Annotated in this window: 19 protein-coding genes; 12 read left to right on the top strand and 7 right to left on the bottom strand. The window is 63.7% G+C overall.

Annotation, left to right across the window (positions count from 1 at the left end):
- Window positions 1-257: 257 nt before the first annotated feature.
- Window positions 258-452, bottom strand: a complete 195-nt coding sequence (locus BMZ21_RS26510; RefSeq protein ID WP_091841930.1) for a hypothetical protein — start codon at window positions 450-452, stop codon at window positions 258-260.
- A 217-nt stretch (window positions 453-669) separates the two neighbouring features.
- Window positions 670-1,278 (bottom strand): TetR/AcrR family transcriptional regulator, encoded by a 609-nt coding sequence (locus tag BMZ21_RS26505; RefSeq protein WP_091841995.1) that lies wholly within the window; start codon window positions 1,276-1,278, stop codon window positions 670-672.
- Between the two features lie 78 nt (window positions 1,279-1,356).
- Between BMZ21_RS26505 and BMZ21_RS26500 the strand changes: the two genes are divergently transcribed.
- From BMZ21_RS26500 to BMZ21_RS26485, 4 genes are all read left to right on the top strand, one after another.
- Window positions 1,357-2,481, top strand: coding sequence for an efflux RND transporter periplasmic adaptor subunit (locus BMZ21_RS26500; RefSeq protein ID WP_091841927.1), 1,125 nt, complete (start codon window positions 1,357-1,359; stop codon window positions 2,479-2,481).
- Entirely contained in the window at window positions 2,478-5,645 is a 3,168-nt protein-coding gene (locus tag BMZ21_RS26495; RefSeq protein ID WP_091841925.1) for an efflux RND transporter permease subunit, read from the top strand. Before BMZ21_RS26500 ends, BMZ21_RS26495 begins: the two co-directional genes overlap by 4 nt.
- 32 nt (window positions 5,646-5,677) lie before the next feature.
- Window positions 5,678-5,866: a cyclic nucleotide-binding domain-containing protein gene (locus BMZ21_RS26490; RefSeq protein WP_143079817.1), complete on the top strand. Its 189-nt coding sequence runs from the start codon at window positions 5,678-5,680 to the stop codon at window positions 5,864-5,866.
- A 393-nt stretch (window positions 5,867-6,259) separates the two neighbouring features.
- Complete coding sequence (locus BMZ21_RS26485; RefSeq protein WP_244544029.1) at window positions 6,260-6,565, top strand: YciI-like protein; 306 nt, start codon at window positions 6,260-6,262, stop codon at window positions 6,563-6,565.
- A gap of 39 nt (window positions 6,566-6,604) precedes the next feature.
- Here BMZ21_RS26485 and BMZ21_RS26480 read toward each other — a convergent pair whose 3' ends face one another.
- Entirely contained in the window at window positions 6,605-7,498 is an 894-nt protein-coding gene (locus BMZ21_RS26480; RefSeq protein WP_091841918.1) for a LysR family transcriptional regulator, read from the bottom strand.
- A gap of 145 nt (window positions 7,499-7,643) precedes the next feature.
- Between BMZ21_RS26480 and BMZ21_RS26475 the strand changes: the two genes are divergently transcribed.
- The 7 genes from BMZ21_RS26475 to BMZ21_RS31180 all read left to right on the top strand — a co-directional run bounded on the left by BMZ21_RS26475 (window position 7,644) and on the right by BMZ21_RS31180 (window position 14,583).
- Window positions 7,644-8,633, top strand: a complete 990-nt coding sequence (locus BMZ21_RS26475) for an aldo/keto reductase (protein ID WP_091841915.1) — start codon at window positions 7,644-7,646, stop codon at window positions 8,631-8,633.
- A 106-nt stretch (window positions 8,634-8,739) separates the two neighbouring features.
- Entirely contained in the window at window positions 8,740-9,669 is a 930-nt protein-coding gene (locus BMZ21_RS26470) for a LysR family transcriptional regulator (protein ID WP_143079816.1), read from the top strand.
- A 221-nt stretch (window positions 9,670-9,890) separates the two neighbouring features.
- Window positions 9,891-10,280, top strand: a complete 390-nt coding sequence (locus BMZ21_RS26465; RefSeq protein ID WP_167561766.1) for a nuclear transport factor 2 family protein — start codon at window positions 9,891-9,893, stop codon at window positions 10,278-10,280.
- A gap of 46 nt (window positions 10,281-10,326) precedes the next feature.
- On the top strand, window positions 10,327-10,869 hold the full coding sequence (locus BMZ21_RS26460; RefSeq protein ID WP_244544028.1) for a 2Fe-2S iron-sulfur cluster-binding protein: 543 nt from the start codon (window positions 10,327-10,329) through the stop codon (window positions 10,867-10,869).
- Window positions 10,866-11,855, top strand: coding sequence for an FAD binding domain-containing protein (locus BMZ21_RS26455; protein WP_091841906.1), 990 nt, complete (start codon window positions 10,866-10,868; stop codon window positions 11,853-11,855). The genes BMZ21_RS26460 and BMZ21_RS26455 overlap by 4 nt, the downstream gene beginning before the upstream one ends.
- Complete coding sequence (locus BMZ21_RS26450) at window positions 11,852-14,083, top strand: xanthine dehydrogenase family protein molybdopterin-binding subunit (RefSeq protein WP_244544027.1); 2,232 nt, start codon at window positions 11,852-11,854, stop codon at window positions 14,081-14,083. Before BMZ21_RS26455 ends, BMZ21_RS26450 begins: the two co-directional genes overlap by 4 nt.
- 173 nt (window positions 14,084-14,256) lie before the next feature.
- On the top strand, window positions 14,257-14,583 hold the full coding sequence (locus BMZ21_RS31180) for a DJ-1/PfpI family protein (RefSeq protein ID WP_091841903.1): 327 nt from the start codon (window positions 14,257-14,259) through the stop codon (window positions 14,581-14,583).
- Between the two features lie 41 nt (window positions 14,584-14,624).
- Here BMZ21_RS31180 and BMZ21_RS26440 read toward each other — a convergent pair whose 3' ends face one another.
- Entirely contained in the window at window positions 14,625-17,147 is a 2,523-nt protein-coding gene (locus BMZ21_RS26440) for a putative bifunctional diguanylate cyclase/phosphodiesterase (RefSeq protein ID WP_167561765.1), read from the bottom strand.
- A 328-nt stretch (window positions 17,148-17,475) separates the two neighbouring features.
- On the opposite strand from BMZ21_RS26440, the gene BMZ21_RS26435 reads away from it, so the two are divergent.
- Window positions 17,476-18,234 (top strand): PstS family phosphate ABC transporter substrate-binding protein, encoded by a 759-nt coding sequence (locus BMZ21_RS26435; protein WP_244544026.1) that lies wholly within the window; start codon window positions 17,476-17,478, stop codon window positions 18,232-18,234.
- A gap of 9 nt (window positions 18,235-18,243) precedes the next feature.
- On the opposite strand, the gene BMZ21_RS26430 is transcribed toward BMZ21_RS26435, so the two are convergent.
- The 3 genes from BMZ21_RS26430 to BMZ21_RS26420 form a co-directional block, all read right to left on the bottom strand.
- Window positions 18,244-19,284, bottom strand: a complete 1,041-nt coding sequence (locus BMZ21_RS26430; RefSeq protein WP_091841896.1) for a 2Fe-2S iron-sulfur cluster-binding protein — start codon at window positions 19,282-19,284, stop codon at window positions 18,244-18,246.
- Window positions 19,285-19,320: 36 nt separating this feature from the next.
- Window positions 19,321-20,967 carry an ethylbenzene dehydrogenase-related protein gene (locus tag BMZ21_RS26425; protein WP_244544025.1) on the bottom strand — a complete coding sequence of 549 codons (1,647 nt, stop codon included), beginning with the start codon at window positions 20,965-20,967 and terminating at the stop codon, window positions 19,321-19,323.
- Window positions 20,968-21,281: 314 nt separating this feature from the next.
- Window positions 21,282-21,800, bottom strand: coding sequence for a DUF1697 domain-containing protein (locus BMZ21_RS26420; RefSeq protein ID WP_091841890.1), 519 nt, complete (start codon window positions 21,798-21,800; stop codon window positions 21,282-21,284).
- Window positions 21,801-21,851 lie beyond the last annotated feature (51 nt).

The raw sequence follows: 21,851 nt of genomic DNA, 5'->3' as shown, positions 1-21,851 counted from the left end.
CAACGTCGCCTTCTCGGCGTCGAGCCAGCTTCAGCTTCTGGCGCCGGGAAGACGCGAAGGCGTCGCCGGCCGCCCTTGGTCGAGCCCAACCGAAAGTTACAGCCCGATCTGCCCATTGCAAACAATGCAGCGCGGGCGGCGGATCGGGCGGTTGCGCGGCGACTTTCGAGGCCTCGCGTCCATCAATCGATCTACTGCTGCCGAGCAGACGACCCCAAAAAGGTGTGCGTGCCGCATTTGCACAATGCTGCGGCGCGTCAGGCATACTCCCCATTCGGTGGGATCGGTTCGGGCTGCATCGCAGCGACCCGTGCCTTCAAGGCAGCCAATTCATCTTCAACGCGGCGCAGTCTGGCGTCGTCGATTGCAGCACGGCCTTCATCGAGTGCGGCTAGCGCTTCACCATAGGCCTTCATTTCCGCGGCGAGGCGCGACCAGATCGTGCCCGTCATCGGCTGCCTCCGTCGAGTTGAGCGCCGGTCAGCCCGAGCTCGGTCCCCATCCGCGGGAAGGCCGGCAGGATGATGTTCGTGGCAAGCGTCTCAATCGCGGCAAGACCCGCTAGCAGAATGACGATATCGCTGGTGACCTTACGAGCCGCGCTGGCAGCGAGGCGGTCGCCCACGCGTGGAAAAGGGCCCGGACGACTCAAATCCGCAGGGGGAGCCTTCATTGCATCCGCTCCGGCTCGACAACGGCCGCGTGGCCCTGGCGCCCGACATCCTCGCTGGTCACGCTGGCGGCAGCCGTCTCCAGAAAGCGCCGTGCCAGAGTTTCGTCATTCACGGCCCTCGACAGGAGCAGCGCGCCGACCATCGTCGAAAGCACGACCATCGCCTCGTCTTCGTGTCCCTCGCCGAGCCATCCAGTGACCATGTCGAGATAGCCGAGCATCCCAGCCTCAAAGACGGCTTTGACTTGGGGACCCTGCCGCGCCGCGTCGGACCCCAGCGCAACGATCGGGCAGCCATCGGCGCGCTCGGCGGAGTGGCCTTGGCTCAGATAGAACTCGCTCACCGCCCGCAAGCTATCGTCCGGCCGCGTCGCCGCCGCCTTCGACCAGCGCTCGGAAACGCTCTCCAGCGCGCGACGCGTCGCCAGAGCGACCAACTCGTCCTTCGACGCAAACTGCTTGTAGAAGCCGCCTTGTGTCAGGCCTGCTCCCGCCATCAGGTCCTTCAGGCCGATGCCGTCGAAGCCGTTCTCGCGAAACAGCCGGCTGGCCGTCTCGATCACCCGCTTCCTGTTCTCCGCCGCCTGTTGCCGTGACACGCGCATCCCAAACCTCAAAATTAGATTGCGTTCGAACTCTATATACAGCATAGATTTCGAACACAATCTATTTTGGTGTGGTTCATGTCTCGAAGATTCAAACTTGCTTTGGCGGCGGGTGCCGTGACCCTCGCAGCCGCAGGCATCGCCGGCGCCATCATGTTGGTGGGGCCGAGATCCGCAGCCTCCGTAAAGGTCGATCCGCGCCAGGATGCACCGACAGTGCTTGTCTCGATCGCCAACCCTGTCGTCCGCGCGGAGAGGCGCTTCACCGGTGTCATCGCGGCTCGGGTTCAGAGCAATCTCGGGTTCCGTGTTCCCGGGAAGATCGTCGAGCGGCTGGTCAACGTAGGGCAGCCAGTGAAAGCCGGGCAGCCGCTCCTGCGGATCGACGAGACCGATCTGCGCTGGGCCCTGACCGCAAAGCGCAATGCCGCTGCGGCCGCCCGCGCTGTGCTGACCCAGGCCAAGGCAGATGAGGCGCGCTACGCGGTCCTGGTCAAACACGGCTTCGCCGCCAGCCCCCAGCGTTACGAACAGGCCAAGGCGGCATTGGACACCGCGACCGCGCAGGCTGCCGCGACCGATGCGGAGGCGAGAGTCGCCGAGAACGAACTCGGCTACGCCATCCTCGTTGCCGATGCGGACGGCGTGGTCGTGGATACGTCGGGCGAGCCCGGCCAGGTCGTGGCGGCTGGGCAGGTCGTGATCCGGCTCGCTCAGGCCGGGCCACGGGAGGCGGTGGTGGCGTTGCCCGAAACGATGCGGCCAACGATCGGGTCAGTCGCGCAAGCAGCGCTCTACGGTTCCTCCGGTCGGAGCATAAGGGCCATGTTGCGGCAATTGTCGGATTCCGCCGATCCGCAAACCCGAACCTACGAAGCCCGCTACATCCTCGACGGCGATGCCGCCGCAGCGCCGCTCGGCGCGACCATCACGATCGGCATCACGGCAAGTGGGGCGGCAGCCGATCTGGAGGTGCCTCTTGGGGCGGTCCTCGACGATGGACACAAGACCGGCGTCTGGCGCCTGGACGACCCGGGGTCGCTCGTCACCTTCCAGCCGGTGCGTGTGGTCCGCGTGACCGGAGAGACGGCCATCGTCTCCGGGCTCGAGGCCGGCCGTCGGATCGTCTCGCTGGGAGCGCATCTCCTGCGCGAAGGCCAGCAGGTCAAGCCGTCATCCAACATCGAGGCGGCCTCGCGATGAGCCTCAATCTCTCAGCCATCGCCGTCCGCGAGCGGGCGGTGACCCTGTTTACGATCATGCTGCTCATTGCCGCCGGCGCATATGCGTTCGTCAAGCTCGGGCGCGCGGAGGACCCGAGCTTCACGATCAAGACCCTGACGGTCACCTCCGTCTGGCCGGGCGCGACGGCCCGCGAGATGCAGGATCTGGTTGCCGACCCCCTTGAGAAGCGGCTCCAGGAACTGGCCTGGTACGACCGTGTCGAGACGACGACACGACCGGGCTTCGCGTCCCTCACCGTCAACCTGAAGGATTCCACCCCGCCCGGACGCGTGCAGGACGAGTTTTACCAAGCCCGAAAGAAGCTCTCCGACGAGGCCAGGAACCTGCCGCAGGGCGTGCTCGGCCCCTTCGTCAACGATGAATACGCCGATGTCAGCTTTGCCCTCTACGCTCTCAAGGCGAAAGGCCTGCCGATGCGGGAGCTGGCCCGGCAGGCGGAGGTCATCCGGCAGGATCTCCTCCACGTTCCTGGCGTCAAGAAGGTCAATATTCTGGGTGAGCGTCCCGAGCAGATCTTCGTCGAATTCTCCCATGAGCGGCTGGCAACGCTCGGCATCTCTGTCCAGGACGTCGTTTCGGCTCTGCAGCGTCAGAACACGGTGACGCCGGCGGGCACCGTCGAGACAAAAGGACCGCGCGTCTTTATCCGCGTCGATGGCGCCTATGACAGCATTCGCGCGATCGCCGACACGCCCATCGTCGCCGGCGGCCGCACGTTCAAGCTGTCCGACATCGCCGATGTCCGGCGCGGCTATGAAGATCCGCCCGGTTTCATCATACGGCACCACGGGGAAGCCAGCCTGATACTCGCCGCCGTCATGCAGGACGGCTGGGACGGGCTGGCTCTCGGCAAGGCGCTCGACGCCAGGACGGCGGCCATCGGCCGGGCGCTGCCGCTCGGCATCTCGCTGGAGAAGGTGACCGACCAGGCCGTCAACATCGCCTCGGCCGTGGACGAGTTCATGACGAAGTTCGCGATGGCGCTCGGCGTCGTGCTTCTCGTCAGCCTGCTCAGCCTCGGCTGGCGCGTCGGCATCGTGGTGGCGGCTGCGATCCCGCTGACGCTGGCCGTTGTGTTTTTCATCATGCTGGAAACCGGCCGCTTCTTCGACCGGATCACGCTGGGTGCGCTCATCCTCGCGCTCGGGCTTCTCGTCGACGACGCCATCATCGCCATCGAGGTGATGGTGGTAAAGATGGAGGAGGGCATGGATCGCATCAAAGCCGCGGCCTATGCCTGGAGCCATACCGCGGCGCCGATGCTCTCGGGCACGCTTGTCACAATCGCCGGCTTCCTGCCGGTCGGTTTCGCCCCTTCGACGGCCGGCGAGTATGCCGGCAACATCTTCTGGGTCGTCGGCTTCGCCCTGATCGTCTCATGGATCGTCGCGGTGGTTTTCACGCCCTATCTCGGCGTCAAGATGCTGCCAGAGATCAAGCCGGTTCCCGGCGGCCACGCGGCGATCTACGACACGCCAAACTACCGCCGCCTACGCACACTCATCACCTACGCGGTCGATCATAAGGTTCTGACCTGCGCGGTCGTCGCCGTCGCCTTCGTGGTGTCCGGCGTCGGGATGGGCGGCCTGAAGCAGCAGTTCTTTCCGACCTCGGACCGACCCGAGGTGCTCGTCGAGGTGCGTCTGCCTGAGGGCAGCAGCATCGAGACGACGACGGCCGCGGTCGCGAAGATCGAGCGCTGGCTCGACAGGCAGCCCGAAGCCAAGATTGTGACGAGCTATGTCGGCCAGGGCGCGCCGCGCTTCTTCCTGGCACTGTCGCCCGAGCTCCCCGACCCGGCCTTCGCCAAGATCGTCGTTCTGACGCCGGATGCAGGCACCCGCGAGGCGCTGAAGCAACGCCTCCGGCAAGCCATCTCGCAGGGGCTGGCGCCCGAAGCATATGTCCGCGCGACGCAGTTCGTGTTTGGCCCGCCCTCAGTGTTCCCGGTCGAATTCCGCGTGACCGGCCCTGATCCGGCGCAGCTCTATGCGATCTCCGAGCGTGCTCTAGAGATCATGCGCGGAGTGCCCGACGTCCGGGAAGCCAACCGCGACTGGGGGAACCGCACGCCCGTACTGCGCTTCGTGCCGGACCAGGACCGGCTCAATCTCATCGGACTCTCTCCGGCGCAGGTCAGCCAGCAGCTTCAGTTCCTGCTCAGCGGTGTCGCCGTCACGCAGGTTCGCGAGGGCATCCGTCATGTGTCCGTCGTGGCGCGCAGCGCCGGCCCCGAGCGCCTCGATCCGACGCGGCTCGCGGATTTCTCCCTGATCAGCCGCGATGGTCGACAGATTCCGCTCGATCAGGTCGGGCATTCAGAAATCCGCTTTGAGGAACCGATGCTGAAGCGCCGCGATCGCGTGCCCACGATCACGGTGCGCTCGGAGATCAACGAAGCGACCCAGCCTCCGGAAGTCTCCAAGCAGGTCCTGACCGCGCTCCAGCCGCTGATCGCGTCGCTTCCAGCGGGCTACCGCATCGACATGGGCGGCTCGATCGAAGAAGCGGCCAAGGCCAACGACGCGCTGGCGAAAATCTTCCCGCTGATGATCGCCATCACACTGATCGTGGTCATGCTCCAGGTGCGGTCGTTCTCCATGATGACGATGGTGCTGTTCACCGCGCCGCTCGGTCTAATCGGCGTCGTTCCGACGCTGCTCGCCTTCAACCAGCCATTCGGATTCAACGCGATCCTGGGCCTCATCGGCCTGGCCGGCATCCTCATGCGTAACACGCTGATCCTGACGGACCAGATCGAGGAGAACAGGGCCGCAGGGCTAGACGACTACCGTGCGGTCATCGAGGCGACGGTGCAGCGGACGCGGCCCGTCATTCTTACCGCTCTTGCGGCAGTCCTCGCCTTCATTCCACTGACCCACTCGGTCTTCTGGGGCTCGATGGCCTACACCCTGATCGGCGGGACGGCCATCGGCACCGTGCTGATCCTGCTGTTCCTGCCGGCTCTCTACGCTGCCTGGTTCAGAATCTCTCCGACGCCGGCCAACCGGAGCCATGAGGCACACTCGGGCCGCAGACCGTTGCCCGCAGCGGTGCATGGCACGTCGAGTGAACGCTCCGCCGACCTTGAGGCGCTGCAGGAGCAACGCGAAATGGTATGATGCGGCTGGCAATCGCGGGACAGAACTTGATCATGATCATGTCCGACTTCGCGCTGCAGGAATTCTGGGTCGAGCACGGTCGCGAACGCTGTCTGGCGGCAGGCGAAACGCTGTTCCGCAAAGGCGACGCCATTGAGCAGCTTCGTCGCGTCGAACACGGATTGATTGCGCTGGTGCGACCGCTGCCACAGGGCGCAGATTTGAACAATAGCGTCAGGTAGCATGTTGCCCAACCGATGCCTGGTTCGGGCGCACTGGCCTTAATGGCCGCAGTTGGTGCTACCAATACTTCGAGCTCGGCGTCCTATCAGTCCGCAAGGGTTAGGCTTGTGGGGCGCCAAATGCTTCGGATCGGCGAATTGTGACACGGACTAAGAAGGGCGAAATCGCTAGTTACGTACCTATCGTCCGCACTGCACCGACAAATCGGCGTCTGACGCACGCCTTGGGCGGTGTAATGTTTAGCGCCCATTTAGAGCAAGGGTTTTGGACAAACCTGATCTGACCAAGTTTTCTGAAGGCCCGCCGAGGTGACATTTGATCGCGACAGCAAGCGCCTTCGTGGCCCACGTGCCTCCGCTCAGACTGTACATTGTATGAGGAGCAACAATGCCGTGAAACACTATGTTCTCTTCCTTGCATTCTCAGACAGCTACGAGGCCCGCCGGCCGGAGTTTCGGGATGAACATCTGAAGAAGGCCTGGGCCGCCGCTGCGCGCGGAGAGCTGGTTTTGGCAGGAGCACTGACCGATCCCCTGGATACGGGTGTCATTCTCTTCAAGGGAGATAGCCCGGAGATCGTCGAGCGGTTCGTGAAGGACGATCCCTATATCAACAATGGTCTCGTTCGGGAGTGGCGCATTCGTGAGTGGGCCACCGTCGTGGGCGAGGATGCCTCCTCGAAGATGCGGCCGAACTGAGGACGCGTTTGCAGGTCCAGGCGCCAGATGCCGTCCGGCCTAAGCCAACTCGGGCAGGCGAAGGTCGCGATTGCGTTGCATCACCTCAACGCAGAGGAAATCCGCCAGCGCTCGGATACGTGCGGACGCGGCAAGGTCGGCGTGGGTGACCAGCCAGACCTCTGCGCTGAACATCCGCTCTGGCGGAATCACGCGGACGAAGTCCTCGTTCACAGTGAGAAAATCTGGAATGACGGCAAGGCCGAGGCCAGCCCGTACGGCGGCGATCTGCGTGGCGAGGCTGGTGGTGATCATGGCGATCCGGCAGCCGGGATGCTCCCGAGCCAGCCATGTTGCAGCCGGCAGATGTGCGTGGGACGCGTCCCAGGCGATCGCATAGCGGCCTCCGAGCGGTTCGCCAGACTGGGCCGGATGGCGCTCGACATAATCCCTGCTGCCGTAGACCGAATAGGTCATATGCCCGACCCGCCGGATTTTCAGGTTCCCGCGCAACGGTCTCACGACGCGAAGCGCGATGTCCGCTTCTCGTCGTTCAAGTTCTGCCGTCGCTGTACTGGTCAAGATTTCAAGGCAGATTCCGGGATATCGCTCCCTGAAGGCCGGAAGAGCCGGGATGACGAGGTCGGTGGCCAGGTTGTCGGATGTGGCCAGCCGCACCGTCCCCACCGGGCTTCGATCGAGCCCCGCAGCGGCTCTTTCCAGCGCCATGACGCTGTCCTCGACCAGCTCGGCATGGCGCAGGACCTCCTGCCCCGTATCGGTCAGGAAATAGCCGGTCTGATGCCTTCGAAAAAGGCTGGCGCCGATGCTCTTCTCAAGCTCCGCAATCCGCCGGCTGACCGTCGACTGGCTCGCACCGAGATTGGACGAAGCCAGCGTAAGGCTGCCCGTCCGTGCCACGGCGAGGAAATATCGCAGATCGTTCCAGTCCATGCATTTTCCAGAATCGGCGGACCATCTTCCATGATCGCCCATTGTTTTCCAAGCGGGACGGGACGAGCTTTTCGCAGTGGCGGCGCGTGCGCATCGCCTGCAACCCCGTCACCACATCGTCGACACTGGGAATTGGAAAGCAGAAATGCTGACACGGCGTAAGCTCGGCCGGCAGGGCCTGGAGGTTTCGGCGCTCGGTCTGGGATGCATGGGGATGAGCCATGCCTATGGCCAACCGGATGATGCGGAGTCGATCGCAACCATTCATCGCGCAATCGAACTCGGCTGTACCTTCTTCGATACGGCCGAGGTCTACGGCCCATTCACCAATGAGGAGCTGCTCGGGCGGGCGCTCAAGGGGCGGCGCGAGCAGGTGCAGATCGCGACGAAATTCGGGTTCGTGATCGGCAAGGGCCTGTTCGCGGGAGCCGACAGCAGGCCACAGCATATCCGCGAGGTCGTCGACGCTTCTTTGAAGCGCCTCCAGACTGACCGTATCGATCTGCTCTATCAGCATCGTGTCGACCCGGCTACGCCGATCGAAGACGTTGCCGGAACGGTCAAGGACCTGATTGCCGAGGGGAAGGTCCTTTATTTCGGCTTGTCCGAGGCGGGCGCCGACACCATTCGTCGGGCGCATGCGGTGCAGCCGGTCTCGGCCCTGCAAAGCGAATACTCGATCTGGGAACGGAATCTCGATGACGAGATCGTCCCGCTTCTTCTGGAGCTTGGGATCGGCCTCGTTCCTTTCAGCCCCCTTGGCCGGGGCTTTCTCACAGGCACAGCTAAGCGGGCCGAAGACTATCCGGCCGAGGATTTTCGGGCGAAGGGCGATCCGCGCCTTCAGGGCGAGAACTTCGACGCCAATATGCGGATCGCCAATCTGGTGCGAGAGATCGCCGAGCCTCATGGAGCCACTGCGGGCCAGGTGGCGCTAGCTTGGCTGCTTCAGCGGAAGAATGACATCGTTCCGATCCCGGGAACGAAGCGGCGAAGCTACCTCGAAGAAAACCTCCGTGCCGACAGTCTCAAGCTCTACCCAGATGATGTGAAGCGGCTTGATGGGGCACTCACCGCCTTCGCGGTCTCCGGAGAGCGCTATGGCACGGCCGCACTCGCCATGGTGAACCGCTGAGCTAATCTGCCGGCCTCAGCAGCGCTGCTAAAAAATGCGATCATCGGTCGGCAAGTCGGCCGATCGTCGACTTCCATACTGCGGCACGCGTCAATGAGGAGCGGCATTGGGGGACCAGGCCATGTTGTTTGACGGAAGGATCATCGCAGGCATCACCGTCTTCGTCGCGGTGGCCAACACCGGAAGCTATGCCCGAGCGGCGGACCAGGTCGGGCTGTCACGCTCCGGGGTAGGCAAGTCCATCGCACGGCTGGAAGACCGAACCGGCATGCGGCTTTTCGATCGGACCAGCCGGGCGCTCAAGCTGACCGACCAGGGTCGCGGGTTTCTCGAAGAGGTCACGCCTTTGCTGGAGCGGCTCGGCGTCATCGCGGCACCGACCTCTCCGGCTGAGATTCGCGGCCGGCTCCGCGTTTCTACCGACGCCGCGTTTGGCCCGGCCCTGCTGATGCCGGTCTTGCCAACTCTGCTCGCCGCGCATCCCCGGCTGCGGATCGACCTTCTGGTTCGGGATCGGATCGACAAACTTCTCGTCGAAGGCGTCGACGTGGCCATTCGCTTCGGGGAACCGGATTCAGATGGGCTGGAGAAGCGGGCCGTCCTGCAGAGCCGCATCATCACCTGTGCCTCGCCCGCCTATCTCGCCGAGCACGGCATGCCAGAGACGCCCGGCGACGTCGAGGAAGGCCACAATTGCGTTCGTCTGCTGAACGACGTCACGGGCAAGCCCTATCGCTGGCTATTCCTGAATGAAGCCGGCGAGCGCCGGCTGGTCGAGCCTGCATGCGGGCTCGTCGTCAACGATGCCCCGCTGCTGGTGGGGGCTGCGCTGACCCATGTCGGGATCGTCCGGCTGCTGGATTTTTTGGTCATCGACCATCTGCGCACCGGCCGGCTCGTCGAGGTCCTGCCGGACTGGAACCATCATCTCTGGCCAGCCTTTCTTTATTCGCCGAGGACGGCCCGGCCGACACCTGCTGTCCAGGCCTTCAAGCGCTTCATCTTCGAGCAGGATTTCGGGCGCCTCACCGGCTGAGATGTTGACCTCGCGTCCTCGCTGACACGACGTTTCGGAGACGAACCTGACCCGCCGCTCAGGCATTATCGCCCGTATCCGCAGCAAACACGGAGACGGCAACGATGGCATTCCGCATGGCAATGGTTCTTGCTGGCACACTGCTTCTTGCGGCGCCTGAGCAGCCAAGAGCCCAGGGTATCGGCAGCACGGCGTCACCGGTCGAGGAGAGAAATCGTAAGGTGATCTCAACTGCCTTCGAGCGCTGGGCAAGCGGGAACGGCGATGTCTTCAGCCTCCTGACGGACGACGCTCGTTGGCAGATCATCGGCTCGGATCCGGAGATCGCGCGGACCTATCATAGCCGCGAGGAGCTGCTGGCCGGCGCGGCCCGTCCGCTCGCCGCCAGGCTGACGACGCCGCTGAAGCCAGTCGTCCGCAGGATTTGGGCGGATGGCGAGGATGTGCTGGTCCATTGGGACGGCAGCGCCGAGCTCTTCGACGGTACGACTTACAGAAACAGCTATCTCTGGATCATGACCGTCAAGGACGACCGGGTCGTCGCTGTCACGGCCTTTCTCGACATTCCCAGCTTCAAGGCAGCCCTCGCGCTGCCCGCACCCGCGCGCTGACCGGCACCCAGTACCCTTTCCCAATCGCCTGCAGAGGAGGCACGACTTGTCCTGGATCGAAGCGGATTCCGGCGCTGCCGTGACGCTCAGCGTCAATGGTACGCGGCACGACCTCAAACTGGATGCGCGCGTGACGTTGCTCGACGCGCTGCGCGAACATCTTCAACTGACCGGCACCAAGAAGGGCTGCGACCACGGCCAGTGCGGGGCCTGTACAGTTTTGGTCGATGGCCGGCGCATCAACAGCTGCCTCTCGTTGGCAGTCATGCACCAGGCCGACGAGATCACGACCATCGAAGGGCTGGGCACGGCACACAAGCTTCATCCTCTCCAGGCCGCCTTCGTGGCAAAAGACGGCTTCCAGTGCGGTTATTGCACCTCGGGGCAGATCTGCTCCGCCATCGGCATGCTGGGCGAATGGCGCAAAGGGTGGCCGAGCCATCTTGGAGACCATGCCGGCGCAGCATCGGCGATCGACGCCGCCGAGATCCGTGAACGGATGAGTGGCAATCTCTGCCGTTGTGCCGCCTACCCGCGCATCGTCGAAGCGATCGAGCATTACGCCATTCACGAAGGAGCGGACACGTGATCGCCTTCGACTATATCCGTCCCGCCGACGAGACGGCGGCGCTGCAGGCGGCGACCGAGCGCCCCGGAGCGCGCTTCATCGCCGGCGGCACTAACCTGCTCGATCTGATGAAACTCGGCATCGAGCGGCCCCGGCACCTTGTCGATATCGGAGCTCTGGATCTGCGAGAGGTGACGGAGACACCTGGGGGCGGGCTGCGGATCGGCGCGCTGGTGACGAATGCAGCGCTCGCGGCGCATCCGCTGGTTCGGCAGCGCTATCCCGTTCTCTCCCAGGCGATCCTCGCGGGAGCATCGGGGCAGTTGCGCAACAAGGCGACGACCGCGGGCAATCTGCTGCAACGGACGCGCTGCTACTTTTTCTACGACCCGGCCTCCCCTTGCAACAAACGCGAGCCCGGTGCGGGATGCAGCGCGATCGGCGGTTTCAACCGCATCATGGCGATACTGGGAACCTCGGCGCATTGCATCGCCTCCCATCCTTCCGACATGGCCGTCGCAATGAGGGTCCTCGATGCCCGCGTCGAGACAAGGCTGCCGGATGGCCAAACGGGATCGCACACGCTCGAAGCGCTCTACCGCCTGCCCGGCGAGACGCCGCATGTCGACCATCGTCTTGCGCCGGGCGAGTTGATCACCGCAGTGGTGCTGCCGCCTCCCCCTGCCAGACAGCAAAGCTATCGCAAGGTGCGAGACCGCGCCTCCTATGCCTTTGCGCTCGTTTCGGTGGCCGCTGTCGTCTCCGTGGAGGAAGAGCGGATCACCGAGGCTGCGCTCGCCTTCGGCGGCGTCGGCCCCATGCCGTGGCGCAATCGCGAGGCGGAGGCACTGCTGGTCGGCCAGGCACCATCAGCCGCGCTCTTCGAACGCTGCGCCGACGTGGTACTCGCCGAGGCGAACGGCCATGGCGGCAACGACTTTAAGGTCCCCTTGCTGCGGCGAACGCTGGTTTCCTGCCTCACCAAGCTGACCGGAGCCGAGCCATGATGGACGCAAGCGTGAAGATGGACGCGCCCTTCGAGCACAGCCTGCTCGACGAAAGCCCCATGCCCACGATCGGCAGGGAGATCGCGAGGATCGACGGGCCGCGGAAGGTCTCGGGGGCTGCACGCTATGCTGCCGAACATTTCCCGGAGGAAGTCTTGCATGGCGTGCTTCTGCGCGCGCCGGTCGGGTGTGGCCGCATCAGCTTGGTCGATGCGACCGCTGCGCTGGCGATGCCGGGCGTTCTTGCGGTGATCCGCGATGAGCGGATGATCCGCAATGCCGGCGACTTCGGAGGAGATGCCGCGCCCGTGCAGGGCGTCGAGGAGGTTGCCTATTTCGGGCAACCGATTGGGCTCGTCGTGGCGGACAGTCTGGAGCGCGCGCGTGCTGCGTCACTATGCGTGCGCGTCTCGTTCGAGTCACAGCCGGGCGTCTTCGACATGATGGCAGCCCGCGATAGCGCCCTGCCCCCAACCGATGATATCTTCGGCCTGTTCCTGATCCATACCGAGCAGGGCGATGTGGAGCGGGCGGCCGGCGAAGCCCAGGCTCTTGTCGACACGGTGTGGGAAACGCCGAGCCAGAACCATGCGGCGATGGAGCCCCATGCTTCGGTTGCGATCTGGAAGGAGGGGCGACTCACGCTCCATGGCTCCTACCAGTCACCGGTCGTCACGCGCGATCAGCTTGCGACGGTGATGGGCCTTCCGCCCTCGCAGATCAGGGTGCTGTCGCCGTTCGTCGGCGGCGGCTTCGGCGGCAAACTGGGAGTCATGCCCGAAGCGGTGGCCGCGGCCATCGCCGCGCAGCAGCTCGGCCGGCCGGTGAAGGTTGTCATGACCCGCCAGCAGGTTTTCGAGACCACCGGACGGCGCCCGATGACCCGTCAGCGCATACGACTTGGCGCGAACAGCGACGGGCGGCTCACCCTCGTGCAGCATGAGACCATCACCGACCAACTTGAAGGCGAGGTCTTCTTCGAGCCGGCGGGACTGGCCACGCATCTGCTTTATGCAGGCGAGAACCGGGTGGTCGATCACAAGGTCGTCCGCACCAACAAGCAGCTCGCCGTGTCAATGCGGGCGCCCGGCGAGGCCGTCGGGCTGCTGACGCTCGAATGCGCGATGGACGAACTTGCCGAAGCGCTGAGCCTTGACCCGATCGAGCTGCGGCTGCGCAACGAGCCCAAAAGCCACCCCGAGATGGATATGCCGTTTTCGAGCCGTGCGCTCGTTGACTGCCTCCGCCAGGGTGCGGCGCGGTTCGGCTGGGAGAGGCGCAACACCAGCCCGGGCCAGATGCGCGATGGAGATTGGCTTGTCGGGCACGGCGTTGCGGCAGCGGCGCGCGGCAATCTCTTCGGCCCCAGCAGGGTTCGCGCGACGATCCAAGGCGACGGCCGGGTCGTGGTCGAAACCGAGATGACCGATATCGGCACCGGCACCTACACCATCCTGGCGCAGATCGCGGCGGATCTGCTCGGCGTGCCGTTGAAGCAGGTCGAGGTCCGCCTCGGTGATACCGACGATCCGCGTAGTGCAGGCTCGGGTGGCAGCTGGGGCGCGACGACCAGCGGCTCAGCACTGTATGCGGCCTGCGCCGAACTGCGCGCCCGCCTAGCCGCCGCCGCCGGCGCATGTGTCGATGCGGTGACTCTGACGGATGGCATCCTCACGGCTCCCGGTATCAGCCGGCCCATCACCGAGCTCGTCGGCAACGGGCTTTCGGTGGAGGGAGCGACCGAGCCCGGAGAAAGCAACCGGCGCTTCAACCAAACCTCTTATGGCGCGCATTTCTGTGAGGTCAGAGTGAATGCGGTTACGGGCGAAGTGCGAGTTTCGCGCTGGACCAGCGTCTTCGCCGCAGGTCGTATCCTCAATCTCCAAACCGCAATATCGCAGGCGATCGGCGGCGTGGTGTTCGGCATCGGCGGCGCGCTGACTGAGGAACTGGTCCACGATCCAAGAACCGGTAAGATCGTCAATCGCGATCTCGGCGAGTATCATGTGCCGGCTCACGCCGACATTCCTGCCATCGACATCCAGTTCCTGGAAGAACGCGACCTTGTCGCCAATCCGCTGCATGCCAAGGGCGTCGGGGAGCTGGGTGTGTGCGGGGCCGGCGCTGCAATCGCCAACGCCGTCTACAACGCTACAGGCGTGCGAGTGCGGCAGTTCCCGATCACGCTGGACAAACTTCTGCCCGGCCTTCCGGCCATCGCTGAGTGACGGGCGCACCGAGCATTGCTGCCCTGTCGGATGCGGGTCGCATGTGACAGGGTGGGTAACCCGCGAGGCGACATCACCAAGCCCAATGTGACGACGACAATTCCATCCCAATCGCGCACGATCGGGATCGTGCTGCTCGAGCAGTTCGAGACGCTCGACGTCTTTGGCCCTGTATGTATGCTCGGGCGTCTGCCGGATCGCGAACTCGTGGCGTCTCGGAGAGCGGTGCCGGCGTCATGTCATCCCAAGGCTTGCATGCCGGCGTTCACTCCACCTTCGCTGCGGCACCGCAGATGGATGGTCTGCCCGTGCCGGGCGGGCAAGGCACGCGTCGAGAGGTCGACAATCTGGCCACGCTCGCTCTCTCGCGCCGGCAATCCAAACGAGCCGCTTGGGTGGCATCTGTCTGTACGGGCGCCGCCCTGATTGCCAAAGCCGGCTCCGCTCGGTCGATGAAATGGATTGCAAGATGGTGGTCACTGTCCACAGCCTCGCGCTAATCGGCTAAGAGCGTTGCCGTGCAGTACTCTTTCGTAACCGGCTAGCGGCTCGAGGCCGCCTTGGACCGACCAACGCCGTTTTCCGAACGATCGGTAACCCTGCTTAGTGCTCGCGTCAGTTGCATGCCTTTGAGCATGTCAAACGACACAGGGCGGCTGAAGAAAAATCCCTGCGCGATATCCGCACCGGCTGCGATCACAAAATCGCGTTCTTCGGCGGCTTCCACGCCCTCCACTATAGAAGCAAAACCCATTGACTGCGACAGCGCCAGGATGGTTCTGACGATCGCCTGCTGTTCTACGCTATGATGTATGCCGGCGACCAATGATCGGTCGATCTTGAGCGTATCGACCGGTAACCGCGCCAGCATGGAAAGGTTCGAATACCCCGTGCCGAAATCGTCCAGCGAGAAATGAACCCCCGCTCGTCTCAGATCGACGATCTGCCGCTGGACTACGTCGGAGTCGCGCATCGCGACCGATTCCGTAATCTCGATTTCGAGCCGGTCGAGTGGGAAGTCGGCCCTGGCCAAGCAAGCCTCGATCCGGTTGGCGAAGGTCGGATCTTCTAATTGAAGGACCGACACGTTCACTGCGATTCTGAGGTCGCTGCTGTCGCGCACGAGCGCAGCCGTCTCGGTGACCGCACGCTCCAGCACGAACTGCCCAAGCTCGGATATCAGACCCGCATCCTCGGCGATCCCGATGAACTTTCCTGGTGGAATGTCCCCCATCGTCGGATGGCGCCAGCGCACTAGCGCCTCGGCGCCCACGATGGTGCCATCCCGCAAGGAGAAAAGCGGCTGGTACAGCAGGTTCAGGGTCTGCTCGCTCAAGGCAACGCGCAGCTCCTTCTCGATTGCAAGCCGCTCCTGCATCAGCGCAGCCGCCTTCGCAGTGAAAAACGCGTATGAATCTCGGCCGGAGCGCTTGGCCTCATACATGGCTACATCGGAACTGATCAGCAGATCGTCGTATGTAGCGCCGTCGCGACCAGCGATGGCGATACCTACGCTTGCTCCGACCGTCATGTGCGACGAGCCGATGACGAAGTTTTCGCCAAGACGCCGGATGAGGTCCTCTACAAGGCGTTGTAGCCGCGCCTCGGTCGCGGTGAGATCGAGGATCGCGAGGAATTCGTCGCCGCCGAGCCTGCCGACGCGGAAGGCGTTAATCTCATTCGATCGGACCCGACTATCGAAGAAGTTGGCGAGCCTCTGAGCCAGCGCTCCCAATAGCATGTCGCCGGACTTGTGGCCGAAAGTGTCGTTGATCGATTTGAAGCGATCGAGATCGATGAATAGGAATACGACGTCAGACCTCCGTGACGTCAGCGCCTCCGTCCCATCGATCCGCAAGCTGGCACGGTTGGGCAGACCAGTTACCGGATCGAAGAATGCCAGCGTTCGCGTCCGGCCGAGGCTCTCGCGCAGGTTCGCGAGCATGACCTCGAAGGCTTGCCCCAGGCTGCGCACCTCACCGACCCCGATTGCGCGGAAAGGCACGTCGAGGTCTCCTCGCGCCACGGACGCAGCAGCCGATGCGAGCTGCGGCAAGCCTCGTGTGACCTGCCTAACGGCTACCAGCACCACGGACACGAGGATGCCAAGCGAGCCCGCCGCGAGCACGAGGAACCACGTAAAAAGGGCGCCGGCTTGTCGCTCGCTCACGCGAAGCATCTGTTGCTGAGCTTCCTGGACTTCCGAAGCCTCGACGTGGGTACAGACAAGGAGGCCGAGCTCGTGGGCCGCGCAGCGGCCAACGCGGTTGCCACCGGAGGCGGATATCAGTTCGTCGTCAGCTAATGCCGTCGTTGCATGGAAATTGAAGGTGGGGAGACCGCCCGAGGAAAGGGTGAGGTCTCCATCCTTCACGAGTACACCGGCATTCACGATGCTGGAAAATTTCTCGAACGTGGCCTCTGAAGGCGCCAGCGAACGGATACCGATCAACACCCCTGCCACGTCGCCGAAATCGTCGAAAACCGGCTCCATGGCGAAATGTGCAATCGTCCTTCCCAGTGGCATGCCGATGGCGCGATCGTCGTCGGGCATCACGCGCAAAGTCGTCCGATCTGACCTCCTTTCGCTTCGGCGATTATCGGTCAGAACCGAAACGATACGATCGTCGAGTCCCAATCGCGCGATCGCCTCCCGAGCGACAAGGAGGTCGGTCGTTCGGCTCGATCCTATGATGTTTCCGGCCGGATCGCTGACAAGAAACGCATCGAGCTCGCCCGTGACGCTCGCAGGGTGCAGCAGAAGCTGCATGGCGACCGAGTTTGCCGAGACGATGGCCTTTACGACGTCTTGTCGCTGCGAGAGATATCGCGTCTGGCGGTGCGCTTCGTCGAACAAGACCCGCAACCTGGCTTCGGCCAGACGCGCCTCCCCATCGAGCTTCCGAGCAAGCTGCTGACGCGATAGCTGGGCCAGTGCGGTCGCCTGTTCCTCCGCGTCGGCCCTCAGACGAATGAGAGAGACGACGCCAATAGCCGCAAACGCCAACGCGCCGGTCAAAAGCACGACCCACGCAAGGTGCGCCCCGACATGGGTGTCCGACATTCGCGCGCGTAACCACAGGGATCCTCGTGATGCCGCATGCGATATCAGACGGTAGCCTGTCGCCCACAGTCCTCCGGCGATCTCCACCCTCTTCGGCGAGACCTCCATCGGTTTACTATGGGATTTCTCCGGCACCAGGCCGCCCTCTTTGATCCTCGTACCGCGGGATGTTAGGGACAAAGCATGAAGTCAAGGTAAAATCTTATGCTCCAAAGGAACGCGACCATGTTTCGCGGCTACGGTTAGCAATCGTTTACGGGGCAGCTGGTAGGCTCACGTTTCCAACCGCAGAGAACGAGCCATGCGATATCTACCGCTAGTAGTGCTTATGCTGACGAGCTCGGCTGCGTTACCTGCAGAAGAGCTATCCGTCGTAGGAACCGGCGACGGCATCGAGATGCTGCAAGCTGTCGCAGCTCGCTTTCGCCAAATGGAGCCGTCGATCGAGGTGCGGATCCCGCCTAGCATCGGTTCAGGCGGCGGAATCGCCGCGGTCGGATCGGGAGCGGCCCGCCTAGCGCGCGTAGCCCGGCCGCTCAGTGATGCCGAGCGCGCGAGAGGGTTGGCCTACGTGCCTGTCGCGAAGATCCCGAGCGCCTTCTTCGTGCATCCGAGTGCAGGGATATCGCGCCTCGATACGGTGCAGCTTGCGGCGATCTACTCCGGCCAAATCTCGAACTGGAAGGAGGTCGGAGGTATGGATATCCGCATTCGGGTCGTCCGCCGGGAGGATGCCGACAGCACGCTGACGACGCTGCGTGCCAACATGCCCGGTTGGAAGAACCTTGAGATCACGGAACGGTCGAAGACTGCGGTTTCAACGCAGGAGGCCGTCGAAAGCGTGCGCTTGACCGATGGGGCCATCGGCTTTGGTCCGTACAGCAAGATACTCGACATCGGCACCACAGTCCTGGAAATCGACGGCCATCATCCGTCGCAGCCCGGCTATCCGAGCACCGGCGAACTCGCCTATGTCTACCGCCCGGAAGGTCTGCCAAACGATGTGTCCAAGTTCATCGCCTTCTCCAGGGCGGGAGAGGCAGCAGAGATCATCCGAAGCTACGGCGCCCTGCCGGCGGCAAACTGAACTGTTGCTTCACCCCTGTTGGCCCGCCGCCGTGGTGGGGCCCGCTTCGGCAATGCCGGGTCGCTTCAGGAACGAGAGCAACCGCCGTCCGATCGATTGCTGCACCGGCGATGCGGTGAACGGATCGCAGTGGCATGTCGCGCCGGCCTCATGGGAGAGCGCCTGCACCGCTGCAACCATCGATGGATTACCGGCTGCATAGACCGTGTCCTCAGCGGCGAAGATCGGGAGATGGTCGGTTACGCGACCAGATAAGACGCCGTCTCCATCTCGGGTCACCGGCGCGCTGGCGGTTGCGATGACCGTCCGAACCCCTGTCGCGGCCAACCATTCCAGCGACTCCCTCATATAGATGTCCTCGACAGCGCGAGCGCCGACGACGACCACCATCTCGCGATCGGGCTGCCGAAACCGCGACGCTCGCGCAATGGCCCAGACCGGCGCCCATCCCGTGCCGGTGGCGACCAGGACGATCCGACCCTCGCCCAGGCGATGGAACGCGCTGCCGAAGGGTCCGTGGACCGTCACCTTGTGGCCGATGCCGATACTGGTGCCTAGCCGGGATGACACCACCCCATCGCGCAGTCGCCTGACGTGGACGATCAATTCATCGATCGCGCCGGTTCCGTCGACGCGTTGGGTGGGGCTGTAGTCCCGCCCCGGAAAGCCGCCGAAGGCGCATTTCACGTACTGTCCGGGCAAAAAGGGCAAGCTTTTTTGAAGCCCGATCGCAAGTTCCAGGATAGCCGGCGAAAGAGGTGTGATGCCCGTCAGGATCGCCGGAACCTTGATCGGCTCCGGCACGGCGTCGAACTCGAGGACGGCGTCGCCCGTGACCCGCGTTTGGCAAGCAAGCACGGTAGCGCCACGACGCGTGCCTCGATCATCCACGACGCCGTCGTAGACCCGAACGCGGCAGGTGTCGCATTGGCCCGACGAACAATCATGTGGAATGAAGATGCCCGCGCCCATCGCGGCGTCCAGCACGGTCTGGCCCGTGGTGGCTGAGATCTTCTTGGCATTGATAACGAGCGACGCCGTCCGTTTCATCGGGACCTTTGGGACAAGACTTTCACCATGCGCAGTCTAGCGCAGCCTGACCTCAACCGGCCTGACATGGCGCGTGTGCCGAGTCTGGTTATGGTCGAAGACGGACACCCACATGTACAGGGGGCTCTTTCCAGTGAAGTCGGCATCGTAGCGGCTCGCCGTGCTCAGGTTCCGAGACGCTTCTACAGTCCAGTATCCGTCCTTCCACCGAGCGCCGGCGCGGATATCACCACGATCACCCTCGTAGTCGCCCTGGATTAGAACGCCGGGCATGATGCTACCGACGGGGAATCGGGCATCCGCCTCAATCGTGTAGGGCACACTCTCCGCCTCGGTCAGCCACCAGATGCTGCCCTCGTCCTGGCTCAGATCGGCATTGGTCGGGTCGAATGTCCCGATCGCGCGTGCCGCGGCCTCCGCGTTTTTCGGCAAGCGCTTTGGGGAGACGGGACCCTTGTAGCCGCCGGGGCCTTCGAACCCGAAATTATAGCTGTAGAAGGTCCGGCCCGGGTCGTTCCAGTACCCGCCCTGATAGCGTGCGCGCTTGGCCGCCTCGTCGGCGGTCGCTTCCCTGGGGGGACCGATATATTGGTCGTCCATGTAGCCGATCAGACCTCCGCGCGAAGCCTTCCACTGCCACATGTCGATATACGAGCCGTCGGTGGTGTAATGCAGGCCGCGCTCGTTCAGGGACGATGGCCGGTCGGGAAGCGGCTTCGGGCCGAGATGCGTCGCGCCGCCGCCGGCGAATGCGTCGCTCGCCGAGAAGATGACAGCGAGCTTGTCCTCGTAGAAATCCACGACGTCGGCACGATCGCCATCGTGACCGACCAATCGCCATCCGTCCTCTCGCTTGATCATCGGCAGACGTGCGAGGGAGCGGGTCGGGTCCTGCCACTTGAACGCGAAATAGATCTTGTTCGCGTCCCGGACCGCCCGGATCTCGACGGTGGACTCGCCGGTCCCGCCGAGATTCGCGCCCTGGGACGTCCTGACCCGGACGGGGCGCGCGGATCGCCATGCGACATCGTCAGTGGTGCCGTCGAGGGTCGGTATGTCCGTCGTCGTCTGCACGAGAAGTTCGTCGCGACTCTCATAGTCTAGCGCGGCGATGGCGACGGCGGTCGGAACGGCAACGAACGAGGCGATGAGCAACGGGTAGCGGCTGCGCTGGCCTACGGAGGGCGCGAGCCGGGCCGGCCGGAAGATGCGCAGCCACTGGCGCCAGCCGCCATATCCGAAATGCGCGATTATATGGGCCAAGGTGTAAGCCAACGTGCCGAAGGCTGCCGCAAGATGTACGGTGACGACCCACCCGCCGAAACCAAGATAGAGCAGCACCCCGGTGATCGTCAGGGCCACCACCAGACCGTAGAGCAGCCAATGGAGCAAGACGTTGACGCTCAGCCAACGCAGTTTGGCAGGGGCTCGCATCCTCAACGGCGATAGCCTCCGGGCCGAAATGCGCGCGGACAGCCCGCTTGTCGCCATGAAGATCAAATAGGCGGTCGACGTCGCAAACAGCGCCAGACCGGCCCAAATATGGACGCTCCAAATCTCTCCTTGAGGCAAGATTGGTTCCATCCATTTCGAGACGACGGCATCCAGCGCGTCGGCCGAAATTCTGATGCCTGTGACTAGGCTCGTCACCACCGCGATCACGGAGATCCAGTGCAGTACCAACGTACCAACATCGCTGCTCGGTAAGCTGGAAGACACATTTTCTTGTCTCGGCACTGGCGGCCGTACAGGATCCGTGACAACGACCGGTGTCGACCCGAAAGTTGCGTTCCCTCCGATAGGCTCATTCATCCCGGCGTAGCCTCTTTTTGGAAGGACAGTATTCTACGTTGTCAACATCGGTGCAAAGAGCATACCGCAAGTGTCGGCGGTTCGGTAGGGTCCACGCGCGGGCCTCTCGGTCAGACTGCGCCCAAGCAGTTGACATCTGATAGCAAATCTGGGGCTGCAACTATGAAGCAGCCTAGGGTTCAGACTCAATCGGGCGGCGTAGTCGCCATGGTGACCAGGGCGGCGACCGTGTTCATGTTCCGCGCCGTTCCTGCCGCGGCGTGAGGAATGCTGAGCTTGGAGCGACCCATTTTGTCGCCGTAGTGGACGTAGATCTCGCGAACCCCGACGCTCACCTCTTCACCGTCCTGCCCTGTGATGCCCGCCAACGTGCCAGGATGCGGAGGCTGGTCGAGGAAGATCACCACCGTGCGGTTGGGCGAGGCCGTCGGGAAGGGATTACCGGCCGATACGGCGGCCAACTCCTTCGCTGTCCGAACGAGCACGCCGATCGGCTTTCCGGCGTAAGCGCGAAGCTGCTCTTCAAGTAGCGCCTTGACCTCAGCTTCCGTAGCGTCGCTCGCAAAGACGACGTTGCCGGAGGCGATGTAGGTCCGGACCAATCCGAGGCCTGCCTTTTGGCAAAGGTCCCTCAGGTCGCTCATGGGCAGCTTGCCGGTCCCGCCGACGTTGACGGCGCGCAGCAGGGCGATGAAGTCTGTCATGGCTGTCCTTCCGGTCGATCAACACCAGAAAGCCAAGACGGCGGCGAGCGC

Source organism: Allobosea lupini, from assembly GCF_900109525.1.
Lineage (GTDB): Bacteria > Pseudomonadota > Alphaproteobacteria > Rhizobiales > Beijerinckiaceae > Allobosea > Allobosea lupini.
Note: the sequence above shows the minus strand (reverse complement) of the source record. Positions and strands in the feature narration are given on the sequence as shown.